This window comes from Thioalkalivibrio sp. ALE12, assembly GCF_000381105.1.
In the GTDB taxonomy this organism is placed as follows: domain Bacteria; phylum Pseudomonadota; class Gammaproteobacteria; order Ectothiorhodospirales; family Ectothiorhodospiraceae; genus Thioalkalivibrio.
Genome location: NZ_KB905905.1, coordinates 352,714 through 379,142 on the forward strand (window position 1 = coordinate 352,714; position 26,429 = coordinate 379,142).

21 protein-coding genes are annotated in these 26,429 nt (G+C 65.8%); 3 read left to right on the forward strand and 18 right to left on the reverse strand.

The features are described from left to right. Positions 1-202: 202 nt before the first annotated feature. The 12 genes from F614_RS0101680 to F614_RS0101735 all read right to left on the reverse strand — a co-directional run bounded on the left by F614_RS0101680 (position 203) and on the right by F614_RS0101735 (position 16,320). Entirely contained in the window at positions 203-2,068 is a 1,866-nt protein-coding gene (locus F614_RS0101680; RefSeq protein ID WP_019558112.1) for a retention module-containing protein, read from the reverse strand. A gap of 142 nt (positions 2,069-2,210) precedes the next feature. Further along, the gene (locus F614_RS0101685) at positions 2,211-2,540 is read right to left on the reverse strand and encodes a hypothetical protein (protein ID WP_018877497.1); all 330 of its coding nucleotides are present in this window, start codon (positions 2,538-2,540) and stop codon (positions 2,211-2,213) included. A gap of 102 nt (positions 2,541-2,642) precedes the next feature. Continuing rightward, the gene (locus F614_RS0101690) at positions 2,643-6,929 is read right to left on the reverse strand and encodes a retention module-containing protein (protein ID WP_019558113.1); all 4,287 of its coding nucleotides are present in this window, start codon (positions 6,927-6,929) and stop codon (positions 2,643-2,645) included. A 316-nt stretch (positions 6,930-7,245) separates the two neighbouring features. Continuing rightward, positions 7,246-7,860, reverse strand: a complete 615-nt coding sequence (locus F614_RS0101695) for a response regulator transcription factor (protein ID WP_018867037.1) — start codon at positions 7,858-7,860, stop codon at positions 7,246-7,248. Between the two features lie 5 nt (positions 7,861-7,865). Next, positions 7,866-9,284 (reverse strand): HlyD family type I secretion periplasmic adaptor subunit, encoded by a 1,419-nt coding sequence (locus tag F614_RS0101700; protein ID WP_026279257.1) that lies wholly within the window; start codon positions 9,282-9,284, stop codon positions 7,866-7,868. Continuing rightward, entirely contained in the window at positions 9,281-11,374 is a 2,094-nt protein-coding gene (locus F614_RS0101705) for a type I secretion system permease/ATPase (RefSeq protein ID WP_231367144.1), read from the reverse strand. The genes F614_RS0101700 and F614_RS0101705 overlap by 4 nt, the downstream gene beginning before the upstream one ends. Before the next feature lie 290 nt (positions 11,375-11,664). Further along, complete coding sequence (gene tadA / locus F614_RS0101710; protein ID WP_018867041.1) at positions 11,665-12,180, reverse strand: tRNA adenosine(34) deaminase TadA; 516 nt, start codon at positions 12,178-12,180, stop codon at positions 11,665-11,667. Continuing rightward, positions 12,170-12,679: a glutathione peroxidase gene (locus F614_RS0101715; RefSeq protein WP_018882172.1), complete on the reverse strand. Its 510-nt coding sequence runs from the start codon at positions 12,677-12,679 to the stop codon at positions 12,170-12,172. The genes tadA and F614_RS0101715 overlap by 11 nt, the downstream gene beginning before the upstream one ends. Continuing rightward, positions 12,676-13,347, reverse strand: coding sequence for a membrane integrity-associated transporter subunit PqiC (locus F614_RS0101720; RefSeq protein ID WP_018882173.1), 672 nt, complete (start codon positions 13,345-13,347; stop codon positions 12,676-12,678). The genes F614_RS0101715 and F614_RS0101720 overlap by 4 nt, the downstream gene beginning before the upstream one ends. Positions 13,348-13,351: 4 nt before the next feature. Next, the gene (locus F614_RS0101725) at positions 13,352-14,365 is read right to left on the reverse strand and encodes an MlaD family protein (RefSeq protein WP_019558115.1); all 1,014 of its coding nucleotides are present in this window, start codon (positions 14,363-14,365) and stop codon (positions 13,352-13,354) included. After that, positions 14,362-15,165: an ABC transporter ATP-binding protein gene (locus F614_RS0101730; RefSeq protein ID WP_051080430.1), complete on the reverse strand. Its 804-nt coding sequence runs from the start codon at positions 15,163-15,165 to the stop codon at positions 14,362-14,364. Before F614_RS0101730 ends, F614_RS0101725 begins: the two co-directional genes overlap by 4 nt. 3 nt (positions 15,166-15,168) lie before the next feature. Beyond that, positions 15,169-16,320 (reverse strand): MlaE family lipid ABC transporter permease subunit, encoded by a 1,152-nt coding sequence (locus tag F614_RS0101735; protein WP_018867046.1) that lies wholly within the window; start codon positions 16,318-16,320, stop codon positions 15,169-15,171. A gap of 113 nt (positions 16,321-16,433) precedes the next feature. On the opposite strand from F614_RS0101735, the gene F614_RS0101740 reads away from it, so the two are divergent. Genes F614_RS0101740 through F614_RS0101750 form a run of 3 tightly spaced genes read left to right on the forward strand, consistent with a single transcriptional unit; the run spans position 16,434 to position 20,427 of the window. Then, the gene (locus tag F614_RS0101740) at positions 16,434-17,372 is read left to right on the forward strand and encodes a MoxR family ATPase (protein WP_019558117.1); all 939 of its coding nucleotides are present in this window, start codon (positions 16,434-16,436) and stop codon (positions 17,370-17,372) included. Positions 17,373-17,398: 26 nt separating this feature from the next. After that, on the forward strand, positions 17,399-18,376 hold the full coding sequence (locus F614_RS0101745) for a DUF58 domain-containing protein (protein WP_019558118.1): 978 nt from the start codon (positions 17,399-17,401) through the stop codon (positions 18,374-18,376). Further along, entirely contained in the window at positions 18,373-20,427 is a 2,055-nt protein-coding gene (locus tag F614_RS0101750) for a DUF3488 and transglutaminase-like domain-containing protein (RefSeq protein ID WP_019558119.1), read from the forward strand. The genes F614_RS0101745 and F614_RS0101750 overlap by 4 nt, the downstream gene beginning before the upstream one ends. A gap of 117 nt (positions 20,428-20,544) precedes the next feature. Here the strand turns inward: F614_RS0101750 and iscR are convergent, their stop codons facing one another. From iscR to folC, 6 genes are all read right to left on the reverse strand, one after another. Next, complete coding sequence (gene iscR / locus F614_RS0101755) at positions 20,545-21,024, reverse strand: Fe-S cluster assembly transcriptional regulator IscR (protein WP_018145846.1); 480 nt, start codon at positions 21,022-21,024, stop codon at positions 20,545-20,547. A 340-nt stretch (positions 21,025-21,364) separates the two neighbouring features. Beyond that, positions 21,365-21,940: a L,D-transpeptidase gene (locus F614_RS0101760; protein WP_018880547.1), complete on the reverse strand. Its 576-nt coding sequence runs from the start codon at positions 21,938-21,940 to the stop codon at positions 21,365-21,367. 13 nt (positions 21,941-21,953) lie between these two features. Beyond that, positions 21,954-23,462 carry an amidophosphoribosyltransferase gene (gene purF / locus F614_RS0101765; protein ID WP_018867051.1) on the reverse strand — a complete coding sequence of 503 codons (1,509 nt, stop codon included), beginning with the start codon at positions 23,460-23,462 and terminating at the stop codon, positions 21,954-21,956. A gap of 294 nt (positions 23,463-23,756) precedes the next feature. Next, on the reverse strand, positions 23,757-24,308 hold the full coding sequence (locus F614_RS0101770) for a CvpA family protein (RefSeq protein ID WP_018867052.1): 552 nt from the start codon (positions 24,306-24,308) through the stop codon (positions 23,757-23,759). 79 nt (positions 24,309-24,387) lie between these two features. Continuing rightward, entirely contained in the window at positions 24,388-24,969 is a 582-nt protein-coding gene (locus F614_RS0101775) for an SPOR domain-containing protein (protein WP_018867053.1), read from the reverse strand. Positions 24,970-25,085: 116 nt separating this feature from the next. After that, the gene (folC, locus tag F614_RS0101780; RefSeq protein ID WP_019558121.1) at positions 25,086-26,423 is read right to left on the reverse strand and encodes a bifunctional tetrahydrofolate synthase/dihydrofolate synthase; all 1,338 of its coding nucleotides are present in this window, start codon (positions 26,421-26,423) and stop codon (positions 25,086-25,088) included. Between the last annotated feature and the right edge of the window lie 6 nt (positions 26,424-26,429).

Consider the following 26,429-nt stretch of genomic DNA (forward strand, 5'->3'; position numbering starts at 1 on the left):
GAGACGCCGATTCAATCGCGCCGGATCGCTGGCTTCCGCATCTTCACTCGTGCACGGAGCCAGCTGGCCGCCCTGACCGGGCCAGCGACGGCCCGGTACTCGCCCCGCACGAACCCGCCTTTCTCAGGGATTCCCTTCCGGCACAGAAAAAGGCCCGGGCCGCACCGCGGCGCCGGGCCCTTGATCCCGATGGCAGAGACCGCTACTGATCGATAGAGAGGTGCCCGTTATCGATCAGGGTCTGGATAAAATCGTACGACGAGTCGAAGCCATCCATGCTGATCCCTTCCAGCGTGATGGCGTAATCGGCACCGCCCGCGTCACTCCCCAGCATGCCGCCCGAGCTGATGTGCAGCACGGTATCCTCGCCCTGCGCTTCCGCCATCAGGTACTGGTCGATCGTCTCCTGGCTCGCGCTGGACAGGAGCTCGCCGAGCGTGATCTGGGCACCGGGGTCGTTGCTCTCCAGGCTGAAGCCCTGGATCACGAAGCGCGCCGGATCCTCCATGCTGCCTTCACCACCCTGCGACACGACAAAGATGTCCTGATCCGAATCGACCGTCAGGAAATTCGCACCGAAGGAAAAGGCCTCTTCGCCACCCGCGGGATAGAACTCCGCATCCTCGCCCTGACCCACCTGCACCGAAAGGTCGACTGGCTTCACCGCGAACGCGCTTTCGTCCCCACTGGCTCCAGGACCCGTACTCCCGCCCTGGAATGCAATGAAGGCGAACGTCTCGCCACCAAGCTCCAGGAAGCCATTCTCATCCACATCGCTGGCCAGATCGCGGGCATCACCGATCCGCACACCCTCGGCGTCGTACAGGTGATAGGAACCGCCGTTAATGGCGCCCTGGACCTGGAACACGGCCGTATCGGTCGGGCTGACCAGCGTAAAGAGCAGGGCCTCGCCGAACTCGATCGCGTTGGGGTCATCCGAAGCCCCTTGGTGGTCGATCGCGAAAAAGCCATCCTGATGCGAGACGGCTGCACTCTTCGAACCGGTCTCCTTCAGGTTGTTCGCATTCGCCATCGTCCCCTGAACATCACTGCCGCCAACCGTGTGGGCAGAAGCCATCAGATCCGGCACCAGATCCGGCGGCTCTTCGCCACTCGGCTCGGGCACGGGAGCCACGCCACTACCGGTATCCACGAGATCGTCCATCCCGGACAGGACCACCGTGCCCTCGATCGTTACATTCAGCTGATTGCCATCCACCAGGCCGGCGCGAATCGCTGCGGCCCCGGCCTCGGTCAGGACCACCACCCAGTTGCCCGAGCCGTCCTGGGCCAGCACCAGGTAGGCTGTATCCCCACCCACGATGCTGTAGGCGATCGCCCCGGCCAGTGATGGGTCCAACCCGTCCAGATTCAGGACGTGAGACACATCGAAAACCACGTCACCCGCCGCGGCGTCATTCGCATCTTCGTAGCCGTATCCCGCTGTCACCGACACCGATACTGCAAGGGTCGGGTACGCGACAGGGGGGGGATCCACGGGCAGTGGATCGACAGGCGGCGGTTCGACCGGAGGCTGGTCTACCGATGGATCGGTCGGTGACGTACCGGGCGGAATGCCCGTCTCGATCCCTTCTCCCCCGGGAACCGCTACGGTCTCGCCCAAGGCGTCCGGCCGATCGAAGGCGTTCACCGGGAAGGTGTAGTTAATCGGCTCCATAGGCTCGCTAATGCGCGCGACGCGGACAAACCCGCCCCCTTCGCTCTCACCGCCCTCCAGGCCCGCTGCGGGAGGTGCGATCAGCTCATCCAGCGACTCACCGCGGTCGAGGGCGGCAATCACTTCTTCCGCCGTCGGGATCTCCGGATTATCGGCCCGCCCGCTCTCCGCCAGGGCCTCGCCCATCAGGGCCTGCTGGCCCTCGCCAAGCGAAACGGCGACACCGTCCATCCCTTCCAGTTCCACCGACGCGCCGCGCAGCGGGATCACTTCCTCGCCCGCATACACCGGATCGCCCACGGCAAGCACTCTCGAGTTGCCCTCGGCATCCCGCGCAATCACCGTCCCGGTCAACGCCTGTACGGTGGCCACCACAGCATTCACAGCCATTGTCCCCCTCCTACGCCGATCCTGCAGACCGGCCCATACGAACGCTCTCGCGTCCCGTCTCAATCCAGTTGTTGCGTATCACCCGATTGAGCGACCACAGACACACTCGACCCTATCGCGCCTCGTCTACTTGCCGACAGGCCTAAAGCAGGCCCTCATCGTCTTCCACCAGGGTCAGACGTTGCGCCGAGGCGCGAAGATCCTTGCGCCCCAGCAGCTTCTTCTGTGCGGCCTCCGGCAAATCCGTAAACCGGATCACGCCTTTGTCCGTGAGCACCTCGACCAGGTCCTCCAGCACGCGAATCAGCTCCAGGTCGGAGGCCTGCAACGCCGCCGGCGCTGCCTCCCCACCATCCCCGCCGAGAAACGCCAACATCTCCGGCGCATCCGCTGCCACGAACTCCGTGCAATCGGCATTCGCCTCGCGGCTCACCTGGTCGATCCTGCCTTCCGTATCCCGTCTCACATACATGCGCGGCCCCTCCGGCCGTTTCCGACTCAGCTTCCCAGACTACACCCCCAGACACGAAAAAGCCCCGCCGATTTGCACCGGCGGGGCTTTATCTACGACCGCTTACTGGTCGATCGTCAGCTGCCCGCTATCCAGCATATCCTTGACGATATCGTCGCTGTACTGGACGTCCTTCAACGTGATGACCTGATTGGCATTATCGGTGTCACCATTCAGGCCGCCCTGGGAGTTGACGTAAAGCTTGGTGTCGGCGCCGTCCTGCTCGGCAATGATGTAGTCGGCAATGTTTTCCTCGCTCTCACCCTGAAGAAGATCCTTCAGGTCGAGAACGTTGTCGCCATTTCCAAAGTCGGTCACTACATCATTGGCGGGCGCGTCGCTCGTTCCTTCGTCACCCGCATTCCAGCGGAAAATGTCGTCTCCAGCTCCACCGGTGAGGATGTCGTCGCCACCACCCCCGATGAGGATGTCATCGTCGTCCGTACCGATAATAACGTCACTATCGGAGGAGCCTTCGAATACATTGTTGGGGCTGAAGGTCAGATCAAACGCCCCCGAATCGCTCCCGCCATCACTTCCCAACGGGTCACCGTCACCATCCATTGCTTCGAATTCAAAGGGAATGCTGAATCCGGACCCTTCACCCACGAGGCTACCAAAACCTCCGATACCGAAATTACCGGATCCCGGACCATGCGAGATGTGGATTTCGTCAAATGCGCCTACGCCCGACACTGTCGTGCCCGTTCCGTCTCCAACCAGCTCGCCATCGAGAAACACGCTCCATGCAACGTTCGCACCCGGGCCTTGTTCGCCCCAGGTCTCGAGTTCCAGCGACTGCAGGGTTTCACGGACATCTGTAGTTCCGGCCTGGACGAATTCCGCTTTCAACGTTTCTCCCGAACCGATGCGTGGACCGCTCCCGACACCGAAGGAGTTAGCGGAGAAGTTGACGGAGGTAGGATCCCCCCCGGAGTCCGTAGCAGTAAATCGAATGGCCAGATCGGACCCAGCGCTTTCGATCACTTCTCCCGTATTCCCCCCATTTTGAGGCGCAAAGAACCCTAGATCCTCGGCATTGATTGCATCCAGGTCCTTTTGCAGTGAGACGGTGTACAGTCCAGTCTCAACATCCAGTAATGCCGTGAACACCACGGTATCTTCGCCAATGAAACCCGTTAATGTCCCATCACTGGATTCGAACCATACTTTTTCACCCCCGGACGTCAGGTTCGTGGTTTCGCCTGGTGTCCCTGAATCGACAAGGATGTAGTCTTTGCCGTCGTCATGATCGATGTAGGCTTCGTTTATAGTGAATGAGGTAATCGAAGCGCCATCCACGTCTGCGCCAATTCGCAGCCCGGAGTCACCAGTCAGGGTGGTACCGGCTTCCGTGCTCAGCACGCCAGTGGTTGAATCCTCCACGACCGGAACGTCATCCACAATGGTGACATTGACCGCATCATTCGCGGTACCACCGTTGGTGTCCGTGACCGTGACATTAATAGCATCTTTCTGCAGTTCGTCACGCCCCTGCTCTGGATGGTCGGCTGCATCGGTCAACGTATAGCTATAGGTGACGGTGTAGATTCCGTCATCGTTGCCGGTAAAGCCAGTGATCTCCAGCGTGCCCTTGGAGGTATCGACACTCAGCGGGTTGGCTTCACTCGCGTCATTGAGCTGATCGATATTGAACGTCTGGTTGAAATCGGATCCGGCGAACGTCAGGCTGGCGACGCCCGCGGAAGCCGTAATAGTGAACTGACCGTTCTGCGTCAGCGCATCCTCATCCGGATTCGTACCATTCGCCAGGTTCGCCTCGTCGACCGTCACGTCCGTATCACCAAGCCCTGTGATCTCGGGTCCAGGAACGGGGTCGGAATCCGGCACGGGCACCTCAATCGCCGCCTGCGCATCATCCGTCAGGACGAACGGGTTCACACCACCATCCGCGATGGTCACTGTGCCCTCGACCTCCGCAGCCAGCTCGTTGCCCGATACCTGACCGTTGCGGATCGCCTCAGCACCGGCGTCGGTCAGCACCACATTATTGCCGTCCAGAGCCAGATAACCGCCGCTGTCGTCGTTCAGCGACAGAGCGATCTCGCCCGCCAGGTCGCCGTCGATGCCATCAAGGTCCAGATCGGTCGTGACCTCGAACACCACATCATTCTCGGCCGCCGACTGCGGCCAACCGTCGGTCGTGCCATCCACCAACTCCAGGCCAACCGTCAGCGTCGGTTCCGGTGTCGGTACCTCCTCCAGGCCAGCAACATCCTCGTCCGTTAGCGTGAAGCTATCCACGTCCTGCGTGCCGGTCACCGTCACACTGGCACCCGCCGGGTCGAACTGGCCATTGCGGATCGCCTGGGCACCATCGTCCGTCAAGACGATGGCGTCGCCCGCCTCGTTCAACGCGAAGTAGCCTTCGTCGTTGCCATCGGTGATCTCATAGCTCACCTCTCCGCCCAGATCCGGATCGATCCCGGCGTACTCGGTCGCGCTGCTCAGCGTGAACGCCAGCTGGCCTTCCGCGGCCTGGTCACTGCTCTCCAGTTCCAGCGCCGCCGTCACCGTCACATCCAGACTCGGCTCCGGCATCGGAACCTCGATGCCCGCTTGCGCATCATCCGTCAGGACGAACGGGTTCACACCGTCCTCGGCGATGGTCACCGTGCCCTCGACCGACGCCATCAACCCGTCCAGGCCCACCTGGCCATTACGGATCGCCGCCGCACCGTCGGCTGTCAGCACCACGTTGCTACCTTCAAGCGCCAGATAACCGCCGCTGTCCTCGTTCAGCGACAGAGCGATCTCGCCCGCCAGATCGCCGTCGATGCCATCCAGGTCCAGGTCGGTCGTGACCTCGAACACCACATCGTTCTCGGCCGCCGACTGCGGCCAGTCCTCCGGCGTATCCACCGCCGACATACCCACCGTCAGCTCCGGCTGTGGAGTCGGTACCACCACACCACCTTCGGCGCTGGCTTCGAGCATGAAGGTATTGACGAGGCCTTCACCGATCGTCAGCGAGCCCTCGATGGTCACGTCAAGATCGTTTCCTGAAACCTGTCCGTTCTGGATCGCTCTGGCACCTTCCTCGCTCAGTACGACCGACCACTGGCCCCAGTCATTCTGTGAAAGCTCAAGGTATTCGCTGTCGCCACCAACGATCTCGTACGAGAAATCGCCCAGCGAGGGGTCGATGCCATCAAAGTCAGCCTGAGGGTTGATCCAGAATACCGGCATGCCTGCTTCAACTGCCGACGCGGGGAACCCAAAATCTCCGGCCACGTTATCCGCGCCGACACTGAGTTGCTGCAGATCAGGCTCTTGACCCTCAGGCAGCTGGTCCGCCGGAGGCATATAAAAGACTTCTCCCGGCCAAAGTTCGACATCAAACGTCGGCTGCGGGACCTCCACCGCAACGGCTGAAACTTCCGTCGCCGAAACCGGACCGATTCCCTCGATTTCCACGGTGCCCTGAACTTCGACAGAAAACTCGTTATTGGGTACCTGTCCATTCTGCAAGGCCCATGCGCCCTGCTCGGTCAACACGACGGCTGGATTGCCCTCGGAATCCGTACCAATCGCCAGATAGTCCGAATCGCCCCCAACAATTGCATATCCGATCGGGCCCGCGGCCGTATCCGGCAATCCGTCCAGATCCAACGTGGAATCAAGGCTGAACACCGCCAAACCCGTACCGGGTTGTTCAGAGGGCGACACGTCGGCCTCTTCGACCCGAGCGGACATGACGTCTGGACTTTGGGGACGAATATCCGCTACGACCCGCGAGACCATCTCACTGAGCGGTGTAACGCTGATGACGAGGCTGGGTTCCGGTACCACTTCGTCGGTGGTTGTCCCCGTGTCGTCTGTCGTTGTCCCGATCCCAGTATCCGCGAGCGTCCCTCCATCTTCACCGCCAGCTTCACCGGGGCCGCGCAGGGAATTCGAGTCATAGGCGTAGGTGACCTGGCCTACTTCCTCGGAGCCGCGGGTGACACGGACGAAGCTACCGCCCTCACCGGCGACACCGCCGTCCAGACCGGCGGCCGGGGCCTCGATCAGATCCGTGATGTCTTCTCCCCGATCCAGAGCCGCAATGATCTCCTCAACGGTGGCGTCGGCTACCTCGGCGTCCTGGGATTCGGGTTCGGCGGATTCGGCAAGGTCCGCGGTAATGGTGGCCGATTCGTTGCCGGCCAGCGTCATGGTGGACCCGTCCTCGAAGGCCATTTCGATGAAGGCACCGTCTTCAGCGATCACTTCTTCGCCATGGAAGATTGGGTCGCCCGGCTGCAGGACGCGGGTGTTGCCATCCTCGTCCCGCGCAATGACGGTGCCGACAATGGATTCAACGGTCGCTACGACGACTTCGGACATGACGATCCCCTTGGATACGGTACTAGTTGAAAGTTTTAGCTGGATAGGATCCTAGGGGAGCGGCCGCTGGCGCGACAGCTGTACTGAAGTACAGGTGGGCAGGAGGAACGGCCGTAGGACTCGACCGGGAAAACCAGATGCACTCGTAACGATCTGGGTCTCGATTTCGGGCGAGATGATTGGCCGCATCCACGAATCGAGCGAGTCGAGAGCCGAAGGCGAGCCATCCGTCAGGCGGCGCGGCCCGCAAGATGGTCATGTGGGTCGCGAACCCCATCACCCCCGGACGACGACCAGAAGGATCGCCTGGACCGGATCAGGCCGTGGGCCAGGACTCGCGCAGACGCGTAAGGTGCAGGACGAGCTGAACGCGATCGTCTACGTCGAGCTTCTTGAAGACCGACCCAAGATGCATCTTGACCGTGCGCTCGGTCATGCCGAGCTGGCGTGCGATTTCCTTGTTGTGCGCGCCTGTGGTCACGGCCAGGGCGACCTGGCGTTCGCGCGGGGTCAGCTCCTCGAAGCCCTCGGGCGGCGTTTCCGGATCACGCGGCTGCACGCTGCGCACCGTACGGATCATGCGGGTCATCAAATCGGGGCCCACCCACAGACCGCCCCCGGTGACTGTGGTTGCAATCGTTCGTAGCTGGGCGACGTTCGCCAGGGTGTGGCAGTAACCGTGTGCGCCGGCGTCGAAGGCACGGATCCCTTCTTCGTCGTTCGGGTGGCGGGAGTGCACGATCACGCGGTGCACCCGCGTGCGCTGCCTGACCTGCTGGTCCCAGTCGGCCAGATCCGTCCCCACCCAGCACGCCTCGGCGCCCTCGGGCAGCGCCGCGGGAAACGGCGGCCGGAGCACCTGGGCGTCCGGAAACGCCGCCTCCCAGCGCGGCGACGGCCGCGAATCTTGATCGATCAGGAAGATCTGCATGTCTCTCAGCGCTCCGTAAAGGCCAGATCGCCCGCGCGGAGGATCGGCTTCAGCAGGTACTGCAGGATGGTTCGTCGCCCGGTGATGATGTCCACCTGGGCCACCATCCCGGTCATGATCTGGTGCTCCTCGTCAAAGCCGGTCTCTTCGGTCCGCACGCGGACCTTGTAGAAGGTGTTGCCATCGTCGTCCGTGATCGTGTCCGGGCTGATGTGTTCGACGGTCGCCTCCAGCCCGCCATAGATCGCGAAGTCATACGCCGTGAACTTCACCCGCGCCTGCAGGCCCGGCCGTAGATAGGCGATATCCTGTGGCGATACTCGGGCCTCGATCAGGAGTTCGTCCTCCAACGGGACCACCTCCGCTACCTCGCGTCCCGGGGAGATGACACCGCCCCGAGTGGTCACGAACATCCTCTGCACAATCCCGGTCATCGGGGAGCGCACCTCGGACAGGCGCACACGGTCCTCGAGCCCTTCGGTCCCCTCGGCCAGCTCCTGCAGGCGGCCCAGCGTGTCGGCCAGCTCGGCGCGCCACTGGTTGCGGAAATTGAGCCGCACCTCGCGGATCTTCTCTTCCGCCTCCTCGATGGCGGCATTCAGGCGGGCGATCTGCGCCGTGGCCTGGTCGCGATCCCCACGCGCATTGGACACCTCCCGCTGCAGGCGGAGCACTTCCACCTCCGAAACCGCCCCGCTTTGAACCAGCGGCTCGGTAACGTCCAGTTCCCGGCTGGCCAGTTCCAGTGCCCGCACAGCCTGGGTGCGGCGCGCCCGTACCTCGTTCAACTCCTCCTGGCGCTGGCGCATCTGTTCCTCGGCAATCCGGATGCGCGAGTTCAGCTCCGCCAGGCTTTCTTCATACAGTCGCTGTTCCTGCTCGACGATAGCGGGTGGGCCCTGCTGTAAGTCCGGCGTAACGAGGAAAGGCGTATCCGAAAGTAACGCGATCAGCCGGGCTTGCCGGGCGCGGAGCGAAAATTCGCTCGCGCGCGCTTCGCCCAGATCGGAAAGGAAGCGGGTGGGGTCGATCCGCACCAGGACATCGCCGCGCTCAACGACGTCACCCTCGCGCGCCAGAATCTCCGAGACCACACCCCCATCCATCGATTGCAGCACCTGGAGGTTCTGTGAGGGAATCACGCGCCCATCGCCCCGCGCGACCTCGTCGATCTCCGCCACCGAGGCCCAGTACACTAGCAAGGCCAGGGTCACCAGAATGCCGTACAGCAGCGCACGGGCCCGCAAGGGTTTCTCCTGGATCTGGGTCCAGTCGGCATCCGAAGCCCAGTTCCGGTGGTCCGAGCCCCCCTTGGCCAGCCAGGGCCGAAAGATCCGGTCCACCATGGGCGCGCCAACCTTGCCGGCGCGATCCATCCCGCGCCCGAGGTCTTCGAACCCCTGTCCTTCCTTTCGCTTGCTCACGCCTGCGCCTTCCCAACGCGGCCTTCCCGCAGGGCCTGGACGACCTGGTCCTTCGGCCCATCCGCCACCACGCGGCCCTGATCCAGCACGATGATGCGATCCACCAGTTCGAGCAGCGAGGTGCGATGGGTCACGATCACCGCCGTGCGCCCCTCCATGAATTCGGCCAGGCGACGCTTCATCGCCTGCTCGGTCGAGTTGTCCATGGAGCTGGTGGGTTCGTCCAGCAGAAGCATGTTCGGCTCGTGCAGCACCGCACGCGCCACCCCGACACTCTGTTTCTGACCTCCCGACAGGCGCCCGCCGCGTTCCCCCACCTGCATGTCGATGCCCTGCGGATGGGTGTTGATCAGATCCTCGATACCGGAAATCGCGATCGCCTTGCGGATCGCCTCGTCCGACGCCAGCGGATCACTGGCGACCAGGTTCTCCCGGAGGCTGCCGTAGAAGAGCGTCACCTCCTGCCCCACATACCCCATGGAACGACGCAGCTCTGCCGGGTCGAGCTGACGCACGTCGATGCCGTCGACCATTACCGCGCCGCCAGTCGGCTGGTACAGGCCCATGATCAGCTTGGCCAGTGTGCTCTTGCCGGAGCCCACCCGCCCCAGGATCGCCACATGCTCCCCCGGCTGGATGCGCAGCGAGACGTTGCGCAAGGCCGGGTTGGGCTGCTCGGGGTAGGCAAAGTCCACATTGCGGAACTCGATCGCCCCCTCGAAGCGATCGCGACTGAGGAACGTGGTTTCCGGAGGCCGCTCCACCGGCAGCGTCATGATCTCGTTAAGGGAGCCCAGCGCGGTGGAAGCCTGGTGATATTGCATCAGCAGCCCCGCGGTCTGGCTGATCGGCGCCATGGCCCGGGAGGAAATCAGGTAGGCGGCAATCAGGCCGCCCATCGACAGATCCCCTTCCATCAGCAGGAACACCCCGAGGACGATAATGGCCACCCCGACCGTGTGCTGCGCCCACAGCGCGGTGTGCGTGACGCTCGCCGTGAGCAGGCGATTCTGCGCGCTGGTACGCGCCAGGTGGGCCGTCGAACGCTCCCAGGTCGCCTGGACTCGCCCCTCGGCGCTCAGCGCCTTCAGGGTTTCCGCACCGGCAAGGCTTTCCACCAGCGTGGAGTTGCGCTGCGCAGCGACGCGATAGCTCTCCTCCGCCAGCGCATGCAGCTTGCGGTGGATCGCCGTCGCGTACAGCAACAGCACCAGCGCACCAATCAACACCGGTACCGCTAGCGGCCAGGCAATCAACGCGATGATCGCAATGAACAACAGTGAAAAAGGCAGATCGACAAAGGCGATGATCGTCGCCGAGGAGATGAAGCTGCGCACCGACTCGAACGCGCCGATATTGGACGCGAACGAGCCCACCGAGGCCGGGCGGTTCTCCATGCGCAGGCCCAGCACCCGCTCCATGATGTGCGAGGACAGCTTTACGTCCGCCCGCATCGCGGCCTTGTCGACAAAATGACTGCGCATGGTGCGCAAGACCAGATCGGCGATCAGCACGATCACCACGCCCGCCGCGAACATGAAGAGTGTTTCCGTCGCGTGGTTGGGGACGACGCGATCGTACACGTTCAGCACGAACAGCGGCATCGCCAGGGCAAAAAGGTTGATCATGACCGCCGCCACGAGCACGTCGCGGTAGAGCGGTCGGTTCTCGCGAATCACGCGCCAGAACCAGTGGCCCTTGTCTTCTTTCGAAACGCGCGGCGCCCGCGCATCCATCCGAAACTCGGGACGGACATAAATCGCTCGGCCCAAGTAGCGCGACTTCAGGCGATCGAGCGGAACTTCGATGACTGCGTCACTCACCTCCGGGTCAACCACGTGAGCCACACTCTTGTCCTCGTTCCAGCCCACGAGGACCCACGCTTCGTGGTTATCCAGCAGCAACAAAGCCGGGAGGAGTTCGTCTTTCAGTGCCCGCGCCTCGCGCGTCACCGTTCGCGTGGTCATGCCTGCGCGACGCGCCGCGCGATCCACGAGGGACGGGCTAAGCCGTCCGTCCTCCAATGGGAGGCCCGCACGGGCCGAATCCGCCGTCAGGTTCAGGCCATGGGTTCGCGCGATGAGTATCAGACCGCCCAGAAGGGGATCGGGACGATCGCGGGAATCGAAAACCGGAAGTGGCGCGGTAGCCGCCGACTCTTCGACTGCGGGGCCTGAGTCCGACGCTCGTTCATCGGAATCAGGCCCCGCGGAGTCATCCCGTTCGTCGATGTCTTGGCGGTTGATAGGTATCCCTCGGAAGGCAGCTTCGGTAGGGGGAGATGCGCGCCCGAGCAACCGATGCGGCCTTTACAACGTTAATTACGTCACAACTTTGCCCCGCCCTCACTCGCAGCACAAGGCAGACGCCATCCTTCGCTTCACGACGGATTAACGCGCCTTCGAGCACGAAAGAATCGACGCAGTTGGTCACCGGCCTTTTCGGCCCGAACACCGCATACCACCTCAATTTGGTGGTTGTGAGAGGGATGGTGGATCAGATCCAGCGCGCTCCCTGCGGCGCCGGTTCGCGGGTCGGTCGCGCCATATACCAGGCGGGCTACCCGGCCATGGATCATGGCGCCGGCACACATGCTGCATGGCTCCAGGGTCACGTAGAGGGTGGTGCCCGGCAGCCGATAGTTCTGCAAGCGCTCGCCGGCTTCGCGCAGCGCCCGGATCTCGGCATGCGCCGTCGGGTCGTGGAGCGCGATCGGTGCGTTGTGGCAGGCGGCCAGGCAGGTGCCATCGGCGTCCACCAGGACTGCGCCGACCGGGACCTCGCCGGCTGCGGCCGCCCGATCCGCCAGGGACAGGGCGCGCTCCATCCAGTAGTCCGCCGCGCCCGGGGCGTCGGGCGCCGGACCGGTCTCGCCCGGCGCCACGCTACGCGCCACTGGGAGGGCCCGGGGGCGGCTCGTCCAGCGCCACCTCGATCGCCTGGACCAGCTCCGACGGCTTCTTCTGCGGCGCGAACCGCCGGATCACCCGGCCGTCGCGCCCGACCAGAAACTTGGTAAAGTTCCACTTTATACCCTGTGTGCCCAGGGCCCCCGGCGCCTGTTCCTTGAGGTGTCGAAACAGCGGATGGGCCCCGGCACCGTTCACCTCGACCTTGGCGAACACCGGGAACGACACCCCGAATCGCGTGCCGCAGGCGCGGATCTGCCCGGCGTCCCCCGGTTCCTGCCCCCCGAACTGGTTGCACGGGAAGCCCAGCACGCGGAAGCCCCGTTCGGCATTGCGTTCGGCCAGGGCCTGCAGACCCTCGTACTGCGGCGTGAAACCGCACTCGCTGGCCACGTTCACGATCAGCAGGACATCCCCCCGCCAGGCGGCCAGCGGCTGCTCGTCGCCGTCGAGCAGCGGGGCGGAAAAATCGAACACATCGGTCATTCGTCCATCCCGTGCCCGGTCTCGCGCAGCGCTTCGTCTTCCAGTTCCGCCAGCACGTCGGCGGCGGCTTGCGACAGTGCGGCCACCAGGCGTGAGGCCGACCGCCGGTCGAGTGTGTGGGCCGCCTCCAGGTGCACCAGGCGCGCATGCGAGTCCGTGCGCAGCTGGGCCCGCAGTCCGACTCGGCCCGTGCCCTGTACGGCTTCACCGGTGTCCACAGCGCTCAGTGCCTCCAGATTGGCGGCATCCAGATCGCCGTACAACGCCGTGACGAGGACGTGCAACTGCACCGCCGGTCGCCCCTCGGCCCAGGCGTCCGCCGCGTTATCCACCAGTTCGATGGCGGTATCGTTGCGGGTCCACCGTTCCCGCAGCAGCTGCTCGAACTGCTCGGCCGGCCGCAGGAACCACTCGTTGTAGTAGTCCGACTCGTAGCGATGTTCCCCCAGGCGGTAGACCAGTCCCTTGCCCGAATAGGCCGGCGCCACGCGCACCGATCCCAGTTCGACCGCCAGGGGCTCGGCGTCTCCGGCCATGCGCGGCGCCGGCTCGGCAGGCAACTCCAGCAGGAACCACGAGCGGTCAACGGCCTCGCGTTCGGGGATCAGCGTGCAGCCGCCCAGTGTCCAGGCGATCAGCAGCAGTGCGGCAACGCTCCATCGGGTCATCCATCTACTCCTTGTCCATGGTGCTGCGGGGCGGCGGGGCACCGAACAGCGCGCCCCCCGGGTTGCGGCGTACGTCATCGGACAGGCTGCGCAGTCCGGCAATCGCGGCCTGCAGTTCGTCCAGGGTCTCCAGCAGTTTGGCCTCGCTTACATCCATGCCCCGGTCGAGGCGTTCCACCATCGAATCCATCCGGTCGACCAGCCGTCCGACATCCGCCGCTTCGGCCGTCTCGCGCAGTTCCCGCAGCGCGGCCCGCGTCTCGCTGGGCAATGCCTGGGTATCCGGGTGCTCGATCAGGCGCTCGACCGACTCCATCACCCGGGTGGCCGTGCGGGTTGTCGTCTGCAGCTCCTCGATCATTTGATCCGCCTGATCCGCCAGGCGGGCGGTATCCAGGTCCCGGATCGTGGTCTCCACCGTGACCAGCAGGCTCGTCAGGTTGTCCACCACACCCTCGATGTCCAGCTCGTCGATGCGCTTGAGGAGGTTCTCGGCATACTCCAGAAACTGCATGGCGGTACTTGGTGCGGACGGGATGTAGATTCCATCCGGGTCCCAGTCATGTGCCAGTGGCGGATGGGCCTCGGGGTCCGAGAAGTCCGCCTCGAGATAGTTCATACCAGTGATCCCCTGAGCGGCCATGCGGACCCGAAGCCCGGCATCGATCAGGTTTTTGAAGACCTCCACGCGGAACTCGCCCTCTTGCGCACTGGCCGCGAAGCGATCCGGGTACAGCCGCGCCCGCACCATCACGTAGCGTTTGCGATCGCGCGGCGAGATATCCGCCTCGTACACCACCGAGGTAAACGTCATGTCGGTCACCTCGCCGATGGTCACCCCGCGGAACTTCACCGGCGCCCCCACCTCCAGACCCTGGATCGACGCGTCCATGTAGGTCTCGATCTGGATCGACGGGCGCAGCAGATTGCCCGCCGTCAGGATCAGCAGCGCCGCGACCAGCGCGGCCAGCCCCCCGAGGATGAACAGCCCCAGCCGGAAATGATGTCGGGCACTCATGCGGGCCTCTCCTCGTCGGAATCCGTCCGCCGCAGGAAACGCTGTACCCACGGGTGGTTCGATGTATCGCGCAGGGTGGCCGGGTCGCCCTCGGCCGCAATCCCCTGACTCTCCTTGTCGAGCATAATCACCCGGTCCGCGATCGCAAAAATACTGGCCAGTTCGTGACTGACGATCACGATCGTCATGTCCAGGGTCCGCGCCAGACGCTGGATCAGGCGGTCCAGATCGGCCGAGGTAATCGGATCGAGCCCGGCCGACGGCTCATCCAGAAACAGGACCTCCGGGTCCAGCACCATGGCCCGCGCAATCGCTGCGCGCTTCTGCATCCCCCCGCTGATCTCGGAGGGCATGAAATCGGCAAATGCCCCCAGCCCCACCAGTTGCAGACGCGCCCGCGCGATCGCATCCATCGCCTCGCGCGGCAGATCGGTATGCACCTCCAGCGGCAGGCGCACATTCTCCAGGAGGGTCATCGAGCCGAACAGCGCGCCCATCTGGTACATCACCCCCACACGGCGCAGGATCGCCTCCCGCTGGGCCTCGTCGGCCTCGGCGATATCCGCGCCGGCCACCCAGATATGCCCGGCCAGCGGCTGGTAGAGCCCGATCATGTGCTTGAGCAGCGTGCTCTTGCCACTGCCGGAGCCGCCCAGGATCACGAAGATCTCGCCCCGACGCACGTCGAAGTCGAGATCACGCATCAGCACCAGATCGTCGAAGCCCATGGTCAGACCACGGACGCGGATCACCACGTCACGGTCATCAGGGTCCGCCATGTTCGTGTGTGTCGGGTTCATGCGTCAGACCCCGAGATGGTAGAACAGCACGGCAAACACGCCGTCCAGCACCACGATCAGGATGATGGACGTCACCACCGCGCTGGTGGTGGACAGCCCCACCGAGGCCGCCCCGCTGCCGGTTTGCAGCCCGCGCAGGCACCCCACGCCGGCCACCACCAGGCCGAACACCACGGCCTTGGCCAGCCCGGAAAACAGATCCGACGGGCTCAATGCGGATGTCACCTGGTTGAAGTACGCCACCCAGGGGATGCCAAAGCCCTGCATCACCACCGCGCCACCGATCAGCCCGATCATGTTGGCGTACAGCGCGAGCAGGGGCGCCACCAGCAAACCGGCCAGCACCTTCGGCAACACGAGAAAGTGCACCGGGTCCAGGCCCATCGTCTTCAGGGCGTTGACCTCCTCGTTCACCTTCATGGTCCCGATCTCGGCCGCGAATGCCGCCCCGGAACGGCCGGCGAGCAGAATGGCCATCATCAACGGCCCCAGTTCGCGGAACAGCGAAACCGCCACCAGGTTCGCCACGAAGATCTCGCCGCCGAACTGGCGCATGGCAATCGCCGACTGAAACGCCAGGATCACCCCCAGCAGGAACGCAATGAGCGAGACAATGGGCAATGCCTGAAAGCCCGCGGCCTCCGCCACGCGCAGGGTGTCGCCCCAGCGCACCTGGCGCGGGCGCCGCAGGGAGCTGCCGATGGCCCGGGCCAGCTCGCCCACGAAGGTGAACTGCGAGTGGGCGGCGCGCCCCAGGCGGTCCACCCCGTCCAGCAACCCCGGCCACCAGCCACGCCCCCGGGCGGCCCGCGCCGGCTCGACCGTCTCCAGCTCGCGGTATGGCGCCAGCTGGTCCCGGACCATCGACCCCATCCCTTCGAAGCGGACCTCGGCTCCCGCCCTCGCGAGGTCCTGCTCCAGCGCGTGCAGCAGTGCGGCCCCCGCACCATCGCAGTACTCGACGCCCTCCATGTCGACCACCACGCCCCGCGCCCCCGGCTGCTGCGCCAGATCGCGCGCGCGGCGCCGCAGTGCACCCCAGTGATGTTCCACTGCACGCACATCCAGCCGCCCGGTCAGGCGCAGGCGGGGCGCCGGGTCGGCTGTGGCATCATATTCAAACGACTGTCGCCCACCGGCGGCCGTGGAATCCATCGCGTAACTCGCGTAGAACGTGCGGCCATGGTAGCCGCAACACGGCCCCGGGAACCATTCGCCTACCCGGAACACTCCAAGGCCTCTCCGCCATCAGCAACCACGAGGCACGCATGCCATCGGCTCAGGAAGCCCTGCAACAGATTGAACACGCACTCAACGAGGTGCTCCTCGGCAAGCCCGAGCCGGTGCGACTGGCCCTGGCCTGTCTGCTGGCCAACGGGCACCTGCTGATCGAGGATCAGCCCGGCGTCGGCAAGACGACCCTGGCCCACGCCCTTGCCCGGGCGATGGCCCTCGACTACCAGCGGGTACAGTTCACCAGCGACCTGTTGCCCGGCGACGTCCTGGGCGTCTCCATCTTCGAACAGGGGAGCGGCGAGTTTCGCTTCCATCCCGGCCCCGTCTTCACCCAGGTGCTCCTGGCGGACGAGATCAACCGTGCGCCTCCCAAGACGCAAAGCGCATTGCTGGAGGCCATGGAGGAGCGCCAGGCCAGTGTCGAGGGCGCGACCCGCGCCTTGCCGGTGCCGTTCTTCGTGATCGCCACCCAGAACCCGGAGGAGCAGGTCGGCACGCACCCGCTGCCGGAGTCCCAGCTCGACCGCTTCCTGATGCGCATCCAGCTGGGCTACCCGGATGCCGGAGCCGAACGGGCCCTGCTAGAGCGCAGCGGCCCGGCCCCGACGGCCGCGCCGGTCGCCGAGACCCACCCGACACCCCCCAGCCTGGCGGCCCCGCATCAGCTGCGCGAATGGCAGGACCAGGTGGCCGGCGTCCACGCGGATGCCGCAGTCCTCGATTACCTGCAGGGCCTGTTGAGTGCAAGCCGCGATCGGGCCCGCTTCGCCCACGGGCTGTCGCCCCGCGCCGGGCTGGGACTCCTGCGCGCGGCCCGGGCCCATGCCTTTCTCGACGGCCGCGACTACACCACGCCCGACGACGTCGTCCGTGTACTGCCCTCGGTCGCCGGCCACCGAGTGCGGCCGCGCGAGCCGCAGAGCCCCGAACGCACGGTCGCACGCCTGATGGAATGCGTCCCGACTCCATGACCCGTTCTCCCCGCGCGCGAGGCCGCATGGCGCGAGTGCGGGACGACGCGATCCGCTGGATCACCCGCCGCCACGCGCACGACGGCCAGGCGGCCCGCCTGGGCCGTGACCGCATCTACATCCTGCCCACGCGGGCCGGCTACACCCTGCTCGGGATCCTCCTGGTGATGCTCCTGGGGTCGATCAACTACTCCAACAACATGGCGTTCCTGCTGACCTTCCTGCTGGTCGGCATCGGCCACAACGCCATGTGGTACACCCACCGCAACCTGCTCGGCCTGCAGGTGGCCACCCTGCCCGTGCCTCCGGTCTTTGCGGGCCAGCCACTCGGGATCCCGCTGCGCCTCAGCGAGACAGACGGGCGCGACCGCGAGGCCCTGGTGCTGCGCGTCGGCAACCGGACAACGGACCCGTTTCCGGTGCCGGCCCGGGGCGCCGAAACCGCCCGCCTGGACCTGTCCGGCCAGCCGCGGGGGCTCTACCGGCTGCCGCGCCAGCGCCTCGACACCCGCTACCCGCTGGGCATCCTCGAGGCCTGGACCTGGCTGACGCTGACCCCGGAGATCGTGGTCTATCCAGCCCCCATCGACCCGGGCGCCACACTCGGCGGGACCGGGGAAGACGAGGCACCCGCCTCCACCGGCCACGCGGGGGAGGCCCCGGACCAGATTCGCCCCTACCGACCCGGGGACCCGCCCGGACGCATCATCTGGAAGGCCTTTGCCCGCAGCGGAAAACTCCACGTGCGCGAGGCCGCCAGTGGCCAGGGTGATCGCCTGTGGCTGGAGTGGGATGCGATGCCCGCCCCGGACACCGAGACGCGCCTGTCCATGCTGTGCCATCAGGTGCTGGCGGCCCATGCCGAGGGTCGTTTCTTCGGTCTGCGCCTGCCCGACCAGACCCTGGAACCGGGCCAGGGTGTCAGCCACCGGGATGCCTGCCTCCGGGCACTTGCCGGGTTCCGAACCGAGCCCATCGAACTCGACCCGGAGCCCCGCTCATGACACCCGCTCCCATCCCGGCGGACCCGCGGGGCGCGCTGCGCGGCCTGGACCTGGCCCTTGTCGCGTTGCCGGTGGCCGCCCTGCCGCACGTCTGGCATCAGCCCCCGTGGATCACCGCGCTGGTGGTGCTCGCCATCGCCACCCGGGCGTGGCTGCTGGCGACCGGACGCGCCGCCCCCTCGCTGGCCGTCATGAGCATGCTGGCCGTGATCGCCGGCGCACTGACCTTGGCCCAGTTCGGCACCGTGTTCGGGCAGGAGGCCGGCACCGCCCTGCTGCTCGTCATGATCGCCTTCAAGCTGCTGGAGACCCGCAACCGACGCGACATCGTGATCGCCCTGTTCCTCGGCTATTTTGTGGTCGTCACCACCTATTTCTTCGATCAGTCCATCCTGATCGCCGGCTACTCGCTCCTGGCGACCGCCCTGCTCACCGCCGCGCTGATCCAGGTCCACGCCGGGCGTCCGCTCCCGCGCCAGCAACTGGCGCGACAGGCCGGGACCATGCTGCTGCATGCCCTGCCCTTCATGCTGATCCTGTTCTTCGTCTTCCCGCGCGTGGAAGGTCCGCTGTGGGGAGACCCGCAGCGCGAGGAGAGCGCCCGCACCGGGTTGTCCGGCGAGCTCAATCCCGGTGACATCGCCAGTCTGCTGCAGGACGACTCCACCGCCCTGCGGGTCGAATTCGCCGACGCGGTGCCCCCTCCGCGCGCGCAGTACTGGCGCGCCCTGGTGATGACCGATTTCGACGGTCGGCGCTGGTCCGCCGACGAAAACCGGTCCGTGATCGAGGCCCCCACACCGGATGGCGACGACCGTGTCACCCGCTATACCGCCACCCTCGAGCCGACCCGCGCCCGCTATCTCCCGGTGCTGGACTACCCCGTCGCCCTGCCGGAGGACGCCGAACTGCGCGCGAACCACCAGGTCCTGCGCGATCGCCGTATCACCAGCCGCATCCAGTACAGCGCCGGGGCCGATCTGGTCACCCCGCCCGGTGCCGGCGAGACTTCACTGGCTCCGCAGGAACGCGCCCGAGCCCTGCACCTGCCCCCCTCCGCCGCGCCCCGCTCGCGTGCCGAGGTCGCGCTGTGGCGCGCGACCCACGGCGACGACGACCGCGCGATCATCCAGGAGGCGCTACGCCGCTTCGCCGGCGAACCCTATCGCTACACCCTCCAGCCCCCGCGCCTGCAGGACGACACCACCGACCAGTTCCTGTTCGAGACCCAGGCTGGCTACTGCGAGCACTACGCCTCCGCATTCGCCGTGCTGATGCGGGCGGCCGGCATCCCCACCCGCGTCGTCACGGGGTATCAGGGGGGTGCCTGGCAAACGCGCGGGGAATACCTGCGCCTGCGCAATGCCGACGCGCATGCCTGGAACGAGGTATGGCTGGATCGCGAAGGCTGGGTACGCGTGGACCCCACCGCCGCCATCGCGCCCGAGCGGATCGAGCAGGGGCTCACCGGCCTCGCCCGCGACACCGGGGAGGAAATACCGGGCTTTCTCCTGCGCGGAGAGGGGCTGTCGTGGCTGCAGCGGGCGCGCTTCGGTCTAGAGGACTGGGGCGATTTCGTGCGCTTTCGCTGGGAGAGCTGGGTGCTGGCGTTCGACCCCGAGCGCCAGCGCGAGCTCTTCGCCCGCCTCGGGCTGGATCCACGGGACTGGCGCTCGGTCCTGATGGCACTGGGCGTCAGCTTTGGCAGCCTGGCGCTGATCGCCATCATCTGGGTCTGGCTGCGCCGTCCGCGCCAGCGGCGCTCCCCGGCCGATCGCCTGCTGCAAAGGCTATCCGAGCGTATCGCACGGCATGACCGCAGCCTGGCGCGCCAGGCTCACGAGCCGGTGGATGCGTGGACCCGGCGCGTCGGCCGGGCGCGCCCGGACCTCGCGCAACCACTGACAACCTTCGCCCGCGTCTACAACCGCCAGCGCTTCGCGCCGCTGACCCCGGAGCAGCGCAAGGACCAACTTGATCACCTGCGTGACCTGCTGCGACAGGTTCCACGCGGAAAGCCCGCCGCGCCGCCAGCCCGGGAGCACGCATAACCGTCGCGCTCACTCCCAAGGGGGGCGCCAAAAAAACGGGGCCGACCGGTGCAGTTGGACCGGTCAGCCCCGTTGGCCGTTCGCGACCCGTTTCACCGGGTCGCTCCGCGTGGCGCGTTATGCCGCGTCGTTGCGGAAGATGAAGTGGTGCCGGGCACCGCGGCGCTCGTCCTGGCGACGTGCCACCTTCTGCACCTCCGGACGATTGGCGAACTGCGCCAGGGTAATCCCGTCCAGGAAATCGTACAGCTGCTGGCTCAGATCATCCCACAGCTCGTGGGTCAGGCAGCGGTCGCCGTCCTGGCAGTCCTTGTGACCCTTGCAGCGGGTGACATCCACTGATTCGTCCACCGCGGTAATGATATTCGCGATGCTGATCTGGTCGGCACGCTTGGCCAGGCGATACCCACCGCCCGGGCCACGCACACCTTCCACCAGGTCGGCCTTGCGCAGCTTGGCGAACAGCTGTTCCAGATAGGACAGCGAAATGCCCTGGCACTGCGAGATGTCGGCAAGCGTCACGGGCCCGATCCGGTCGTGAATCGCCAGATCCATCATGGCCGTCACCGCGTAGCGGCCCTTGGTTGAGAGTTTCATGATTTCTGCCTCCGAATAACCTTGAGTATGTGTCCTGCTCGACATCCGTTCGCAGGCTTGCATCCGTTCTTAATTCCTGACCGTGTTCGTCAAGAATAATTCCCGTCTTACCTGACAGCAACAGTCGGGAATAATTCCCTTATTCTAGCAGGCGAATGAACAAAGATCACGGAATGCTAACGTAGGTATTCAGAACCCCCCGGGGCGCGGGAGTTCCCGGGGAGGATGCCGGGGACGAACATACACGGGTTAACCCGACGCGGCGGGGTTGCGCAGAGGGGTGCCGCAGGCCAGTACAGGACAGACCTGCACGGGGACGCACCGGCGCGCCGCTAAGGTTCTACCCGAGGCGAGGAACCTCGGGGCCGTCCAGGATCATGACCAGCGTCCCCGTGGGCAGACGAGGGAACAATTCGATCACTTCGTCGTTGCGCATGCGCACACAGCCTTCCGAGGCCGGCTCGCCAATGCGCCCCTCCTCGTCGGTGCCATGGATGTAGATGTATCGGCGCAGCGAATCGACGTTGCCGCCCCGGTTGATCCCCGGCTCCAGGCCCTCCAGCCACAGGATGCGGGAAGTGATGTTGTCGCGCGGGCTGCGGGCACCAGGCTCGGTCAGGATATCGGCGATCTGGCCGGTGTTGCCCCGGGCCCGGAAGATGGTCCCGCGCGGCGCGCCCTCGCCAAACCGCTCGGCGATCCGATGCAGCCCCAGCGGTGTGGTGTAGGTTCCCTCCTCGAACCCCACCCCGCGCGCGGACGTGGACACGTCGAAGATGTCGGTGACCCGGTCGTCCTCCCAGACGTAAAGGCGTTGCTGGTCCACCCGCACCACCACGACGGGCACATCGCCGGCATCCGGGGCCCGTTCCCGGGCATCCCGTACCACGGGTTCGATCCAGCGGAGACTCGGCACAAGCACCTCGCGTCTACTTCTTGTTGGCGAGATCCAGTACCTCGCCCGCCACCGGCGTGTTCACCAGCCCGTCGCCGCGCAGGGCCGCCAGGTGCTCCAGATAGTCCGGGGGCAACCCGGTCACGTACTCCCCGGTAAACACCGAGCAATCGAACGCCTCGATATTCCGGTTGCCCCGGCGCACGGCCTTTTGCAGATCTTCCAGATCCTGGTAGATCAGGCGGTCGGCCGCGATCGCCTCGCACACCTGCTCTTCGTCGCGGCCATGGGCGATCAGTTCCTCGGCCGCCGGCATGTCGATCCCGTACACATTGGGATAGCGCACCGGTGGCGCGGCCGAGGCGAAATAGACCTTCTTCGCACCCGCCTCGCGGGCCATCATCACGATCTCGCGCGACGTGGTGCCACGCACGATCGAGTCGTCCACCAGCATCACGTTCTTGCCCCGGAACTCCAGCGAGATCGCGTTCAGCTTCTGGCGCACGGATTTCCGCCGCTTGGTCTGGCCCGGCATGATGAACGTGCGTCCGATATAGCGATTCTTGATGAAGCCCTCGCGGTACTTGATGTTCAGCTCGTGCGCCATCTCCAGTGCCACGGTGCGGCCCGTGTCCGGAATCGGCACGATCACGTCGATGTCATGGTCCGGCCAGATGCGCCGGATCTTCTCGCCGAGAGCGGTGCCCATGCGCATGCGCGCGCGGTGCACGAACACATTGTCGATCACCGAGTCCGGGCGGGCGAAGTACACGTGCTCGAAGATGCAGGGATTCAGGCGGGTCTCGGCGGCACATACCCGCGTGCTGACCTCGCCCTCCGGCGTAATGAACACAGCCTCGCCCGGCGCCAGGTCGCGCTCCAGATCGAAGCCCTGGGACTCCAGTGCCGCGCTTTCCGAGGCGACCATCCATTCGCGTCCGCCCTCCTCGGACTCGCGAGAGCCGTACACAATGGGCCGGATGCCGTGCGGATCGCGAAACGCCAGCAGGCCACGCCCGGCGATCATCGCGACCACCGCATAGGCCCCTTCCGCGCGTTGGTGCACCCGTTCCACCGCATCGAACACCGCATCCGGGGTCAGCCCGTTGTCCAGGAAGCGCAGCAGCTCCTGGGCAAAGACATTCAGCAGGATCTCGGAGTCCGAATCCGTATTGATGTGCCGACGATCGGTCGCAAACAGTGCCTGCTTCAGCTCGCGCGCGTTGGTCAGGTTGCCGTTGTGCCCCAGCGTGATCCCGAACGGCGAGTTCACATAAAACGGCTGCGCTTCGGCCGAACTGGACGAGCCCGCGGTCGGATACCGCACGTGCCCGATGCCCATATTCCCGGTCAGGCTCTGCATGTGCTGGTTGTTGAAGACGTCGCGGACCAGCCCATTGTCCTTGCGCAGGTGCAGGCGGCCGTCATCATCACAGGTCACGATGCCTGCGGCGTCCTGCCCGCGGTGCTGCAACACCAGAAGGGCATCATAAAGGGGCTGGTTCACCGGGCTGCGCCCGACGATTCCGACAACTCCACACATACGGCTACAGGCTCCAGGTCTACGGCTAGGGAAACACGGAGTAATGGACACGCTCGCGCTCGAGTCGCTTTTGCGTGCGAACAAGGCGCGGTGACTGCCGTGCAGTCATTCTGCACAAGGGAGCCGCAACGCTGTGCGCGCACAAAAGCGGCCGAGCCCCCGCATTGAATGATTTGTGGGGTTGGCACCCCAGGTTCCCCGATCCTGCGTTGCGGCACTTGCCGGTAGAACCACTACCGGCTGCGCACCGCGCCTTGCCTCGGAAAACCTGGGGTGCCAACGCGAGCGTGTCCATTACTCCGTGTTTCCCTGTTTACCGTCGGGGATCACTTCTTCGACCGGTTCGTCGCTCGCCAGCAGGTCATGGATCTGCTCCTGCCAGCCTTCCGGCAACTGGGCGATCAGCCAGTCCACCACGCGTTCGAACTCGGGGATCAGGCGGCTGTTCTCCCACCAGGGTTCGTCCGGCATCAGCGTCAACGAGGCCAGGAAGACGAGGACCGCCACCAGCAGCACCCCGCGCAGCAGGCCAAAGATCACGCCCAGCGAGCGGTCGGTACCGGTCAGGCCGCTACCCTTGACCAGCCGATTCGCCAGCACACCGAGGATGCCGCCCACGATCAGGACGGCAATAAAGATCAGTGCGAAACCAATGCCCAGGCGCAGCGTCGCGTCGGAGACCGCCTGCGGCAATTGCTCCGCGACCTCCGCCGCATAGCGGATGCCCAGCCACACCCCGATGATCCACGTGGCAAGCGAGAACGACTCGCGCACGAAGCCGCGAAAAAGGCTGATCAGCCCGGATACGACGATCAGGGCGATGATGACGAGGTCGATCCAGTTCACGGGGCCGGCGTCACGTGCTGAAAGGGCGCGTAGTTTACCGCAGCCATCCGTTCCTCGCAGGGACGCCCTGGAATAGACATCAGGGGTGGGCCACCACGATGCCGGAGAGCTCCAGCTCGTCCTGCAGGCGTTCCCCCAGGGTGACCGCATCCTCGCGCTGCGCCAGCGGCCCAACTTTCACGCGGTAAATCGGACGCCCATCCGCGGTGGAGTCATCGATAAACGCCGGCCAGCCGGCCTCGCGCAGGCGGGCGGACTGTTCGCGTGCGTTGTCCTCGTCGCGGAAACTCCCGACCTGGACCGCCCAGCCCGCCTGCACCGGCTCGTCCGCTTCCGCCAGGCGGCGCGCGTCTGACGATTGTGGCTCCGCAGCATCCTCGCGGGCTTCTCCGCCGTTCTCCAGGCTGTGCAGTTCCGCCACCGGTCCCTCGCGTTCCCCCGTCGGGGCGGCCGGGGCCACGTCCCGACGCGGCGTCGGCCGCTCCGACGGCAGGGCGATGTCCGGTTCGGCAAACGTCGGTGCCGGCGGCACCGGGTCCTCGATCCCGCTCATGTACTCGTAACCGGCCCCGTCGAAAAGCCAGGGCAGAAAGATCACCGCCAGCACGATCAGGATGACCGCGCCCACCAGGCGAAAACGAATGGGATTGTCGCGGGTCATGCGCTCATCCGACGGCGGGGGCTGGAAAATACGGGAATCCGGGGAACATCACGAACCAATGACAGTACGCCGGCTTGCGCCACCGTCGCAAGCCGATGCCAGATGACGACTGGCCTTCAGACCGCATGCACGGCCTCGCCATCCGGCCAGTCAGGCTCCACCCGACCGGACAACGCCGCCGGGGCCAGCGCCGGCGCGTGTTCCAGGACGGCCGCCACGGTGTGGAAGGACCCGAACACCACCACCCTGCCCCGTGGCCCGGCGCGGCGCGCGGCCTCGCTGAGCGCACCATCGACGCCGTCCACGCGACATACCGGCCCCTGCCCGGCCGCTTCCAGCTCGTCGGCGAGCAAGCCAGCCGGCAACGCCCGCGGCAGATCCAGCGGAACCGGGACCCAGGCATCGACAAGGCCTTCCAGCAGGGGCCACATGGCCGTCCGCTCCTTGTCCGCCATCACCGCCACGAGCGCGACTACCGGGCCATCGACCGGGTGTGCCTCCAGCCAGCGCGCCAGTTCCCCAACCGCATGGAGGTTATGGGCCACGTCCAGCAGCCATTCCGGCGTGCCCCGTAGCCGTTGCAGGCGGCCCGGCGCCGAAATCTCCAGCGCCTGGCGGACCACGGCTTCGGTCAGGCCCGCGCCCCGTCCCAGGCTCTCGACCACCGCCAGCGCGGTGGCCGTGTTCAGCAATGCCGCGCCGTCGATCCGGGCGCCCACGCCCGCGAGCCGCCATTCGTGAGACTGCCCCTGCCAGACCCACTGCAGCGCCGCCCCGGACCGCGTCAGGGTGAAGTCACGCCCGCTGCGAACGGCCCGCGCCCCCAGGTGGTCGGCATGCGCCAGCACGCTGGCGGGCGGCTCCGGTTCGCCCAGCACCACCGGCCGTCCGGCGCGCATCACGCCGGCCTTCTCGCGCCCGATCGCCTCGCGGCTGTCACCCAGCCAGGTCTGATGATCCAGGTCCACCGCAGTGATCGCGGCGACATCGGCATCCCAGATATTGACCGCATCCAGGCGCCCGCCCAGTCCGACCTCCAGCACCTGCACGGCGACCCCGGCATCACGGAACAGCCAGGCCGCCGCCAGCGCGCCAAACTCGAAATAGGTCAGGGAATCATCGCCACGGGCCTGGTCGACGGCCTCGAACGCCCGGCACAGGGCGCTGTCGGAGAGGGGGTCACCGTCGATGCGGATGCGTTCGTTGTAGCGCAGCAGGTGCGGAGAGGTGAACAGGCCGACCTTCAGGCCCTGGGCCTGCAGCAGGGCCGCGGTACGCGTGGCGACCGTGCCCTTGCCATTGGTGCCGGCCACGATCACCGTGCGCGGCCCATCGGTATCCCGCAGGCCGAGGCGGTCAGCCACCAGCGCAATGCGCTCGAGTGTCAGGTCCATACCCACGGGGTGGAGCTGTTCCTGGAAGGAGAGCCACTCCGCCAGGGTCGCGAAACGCATCGGCCG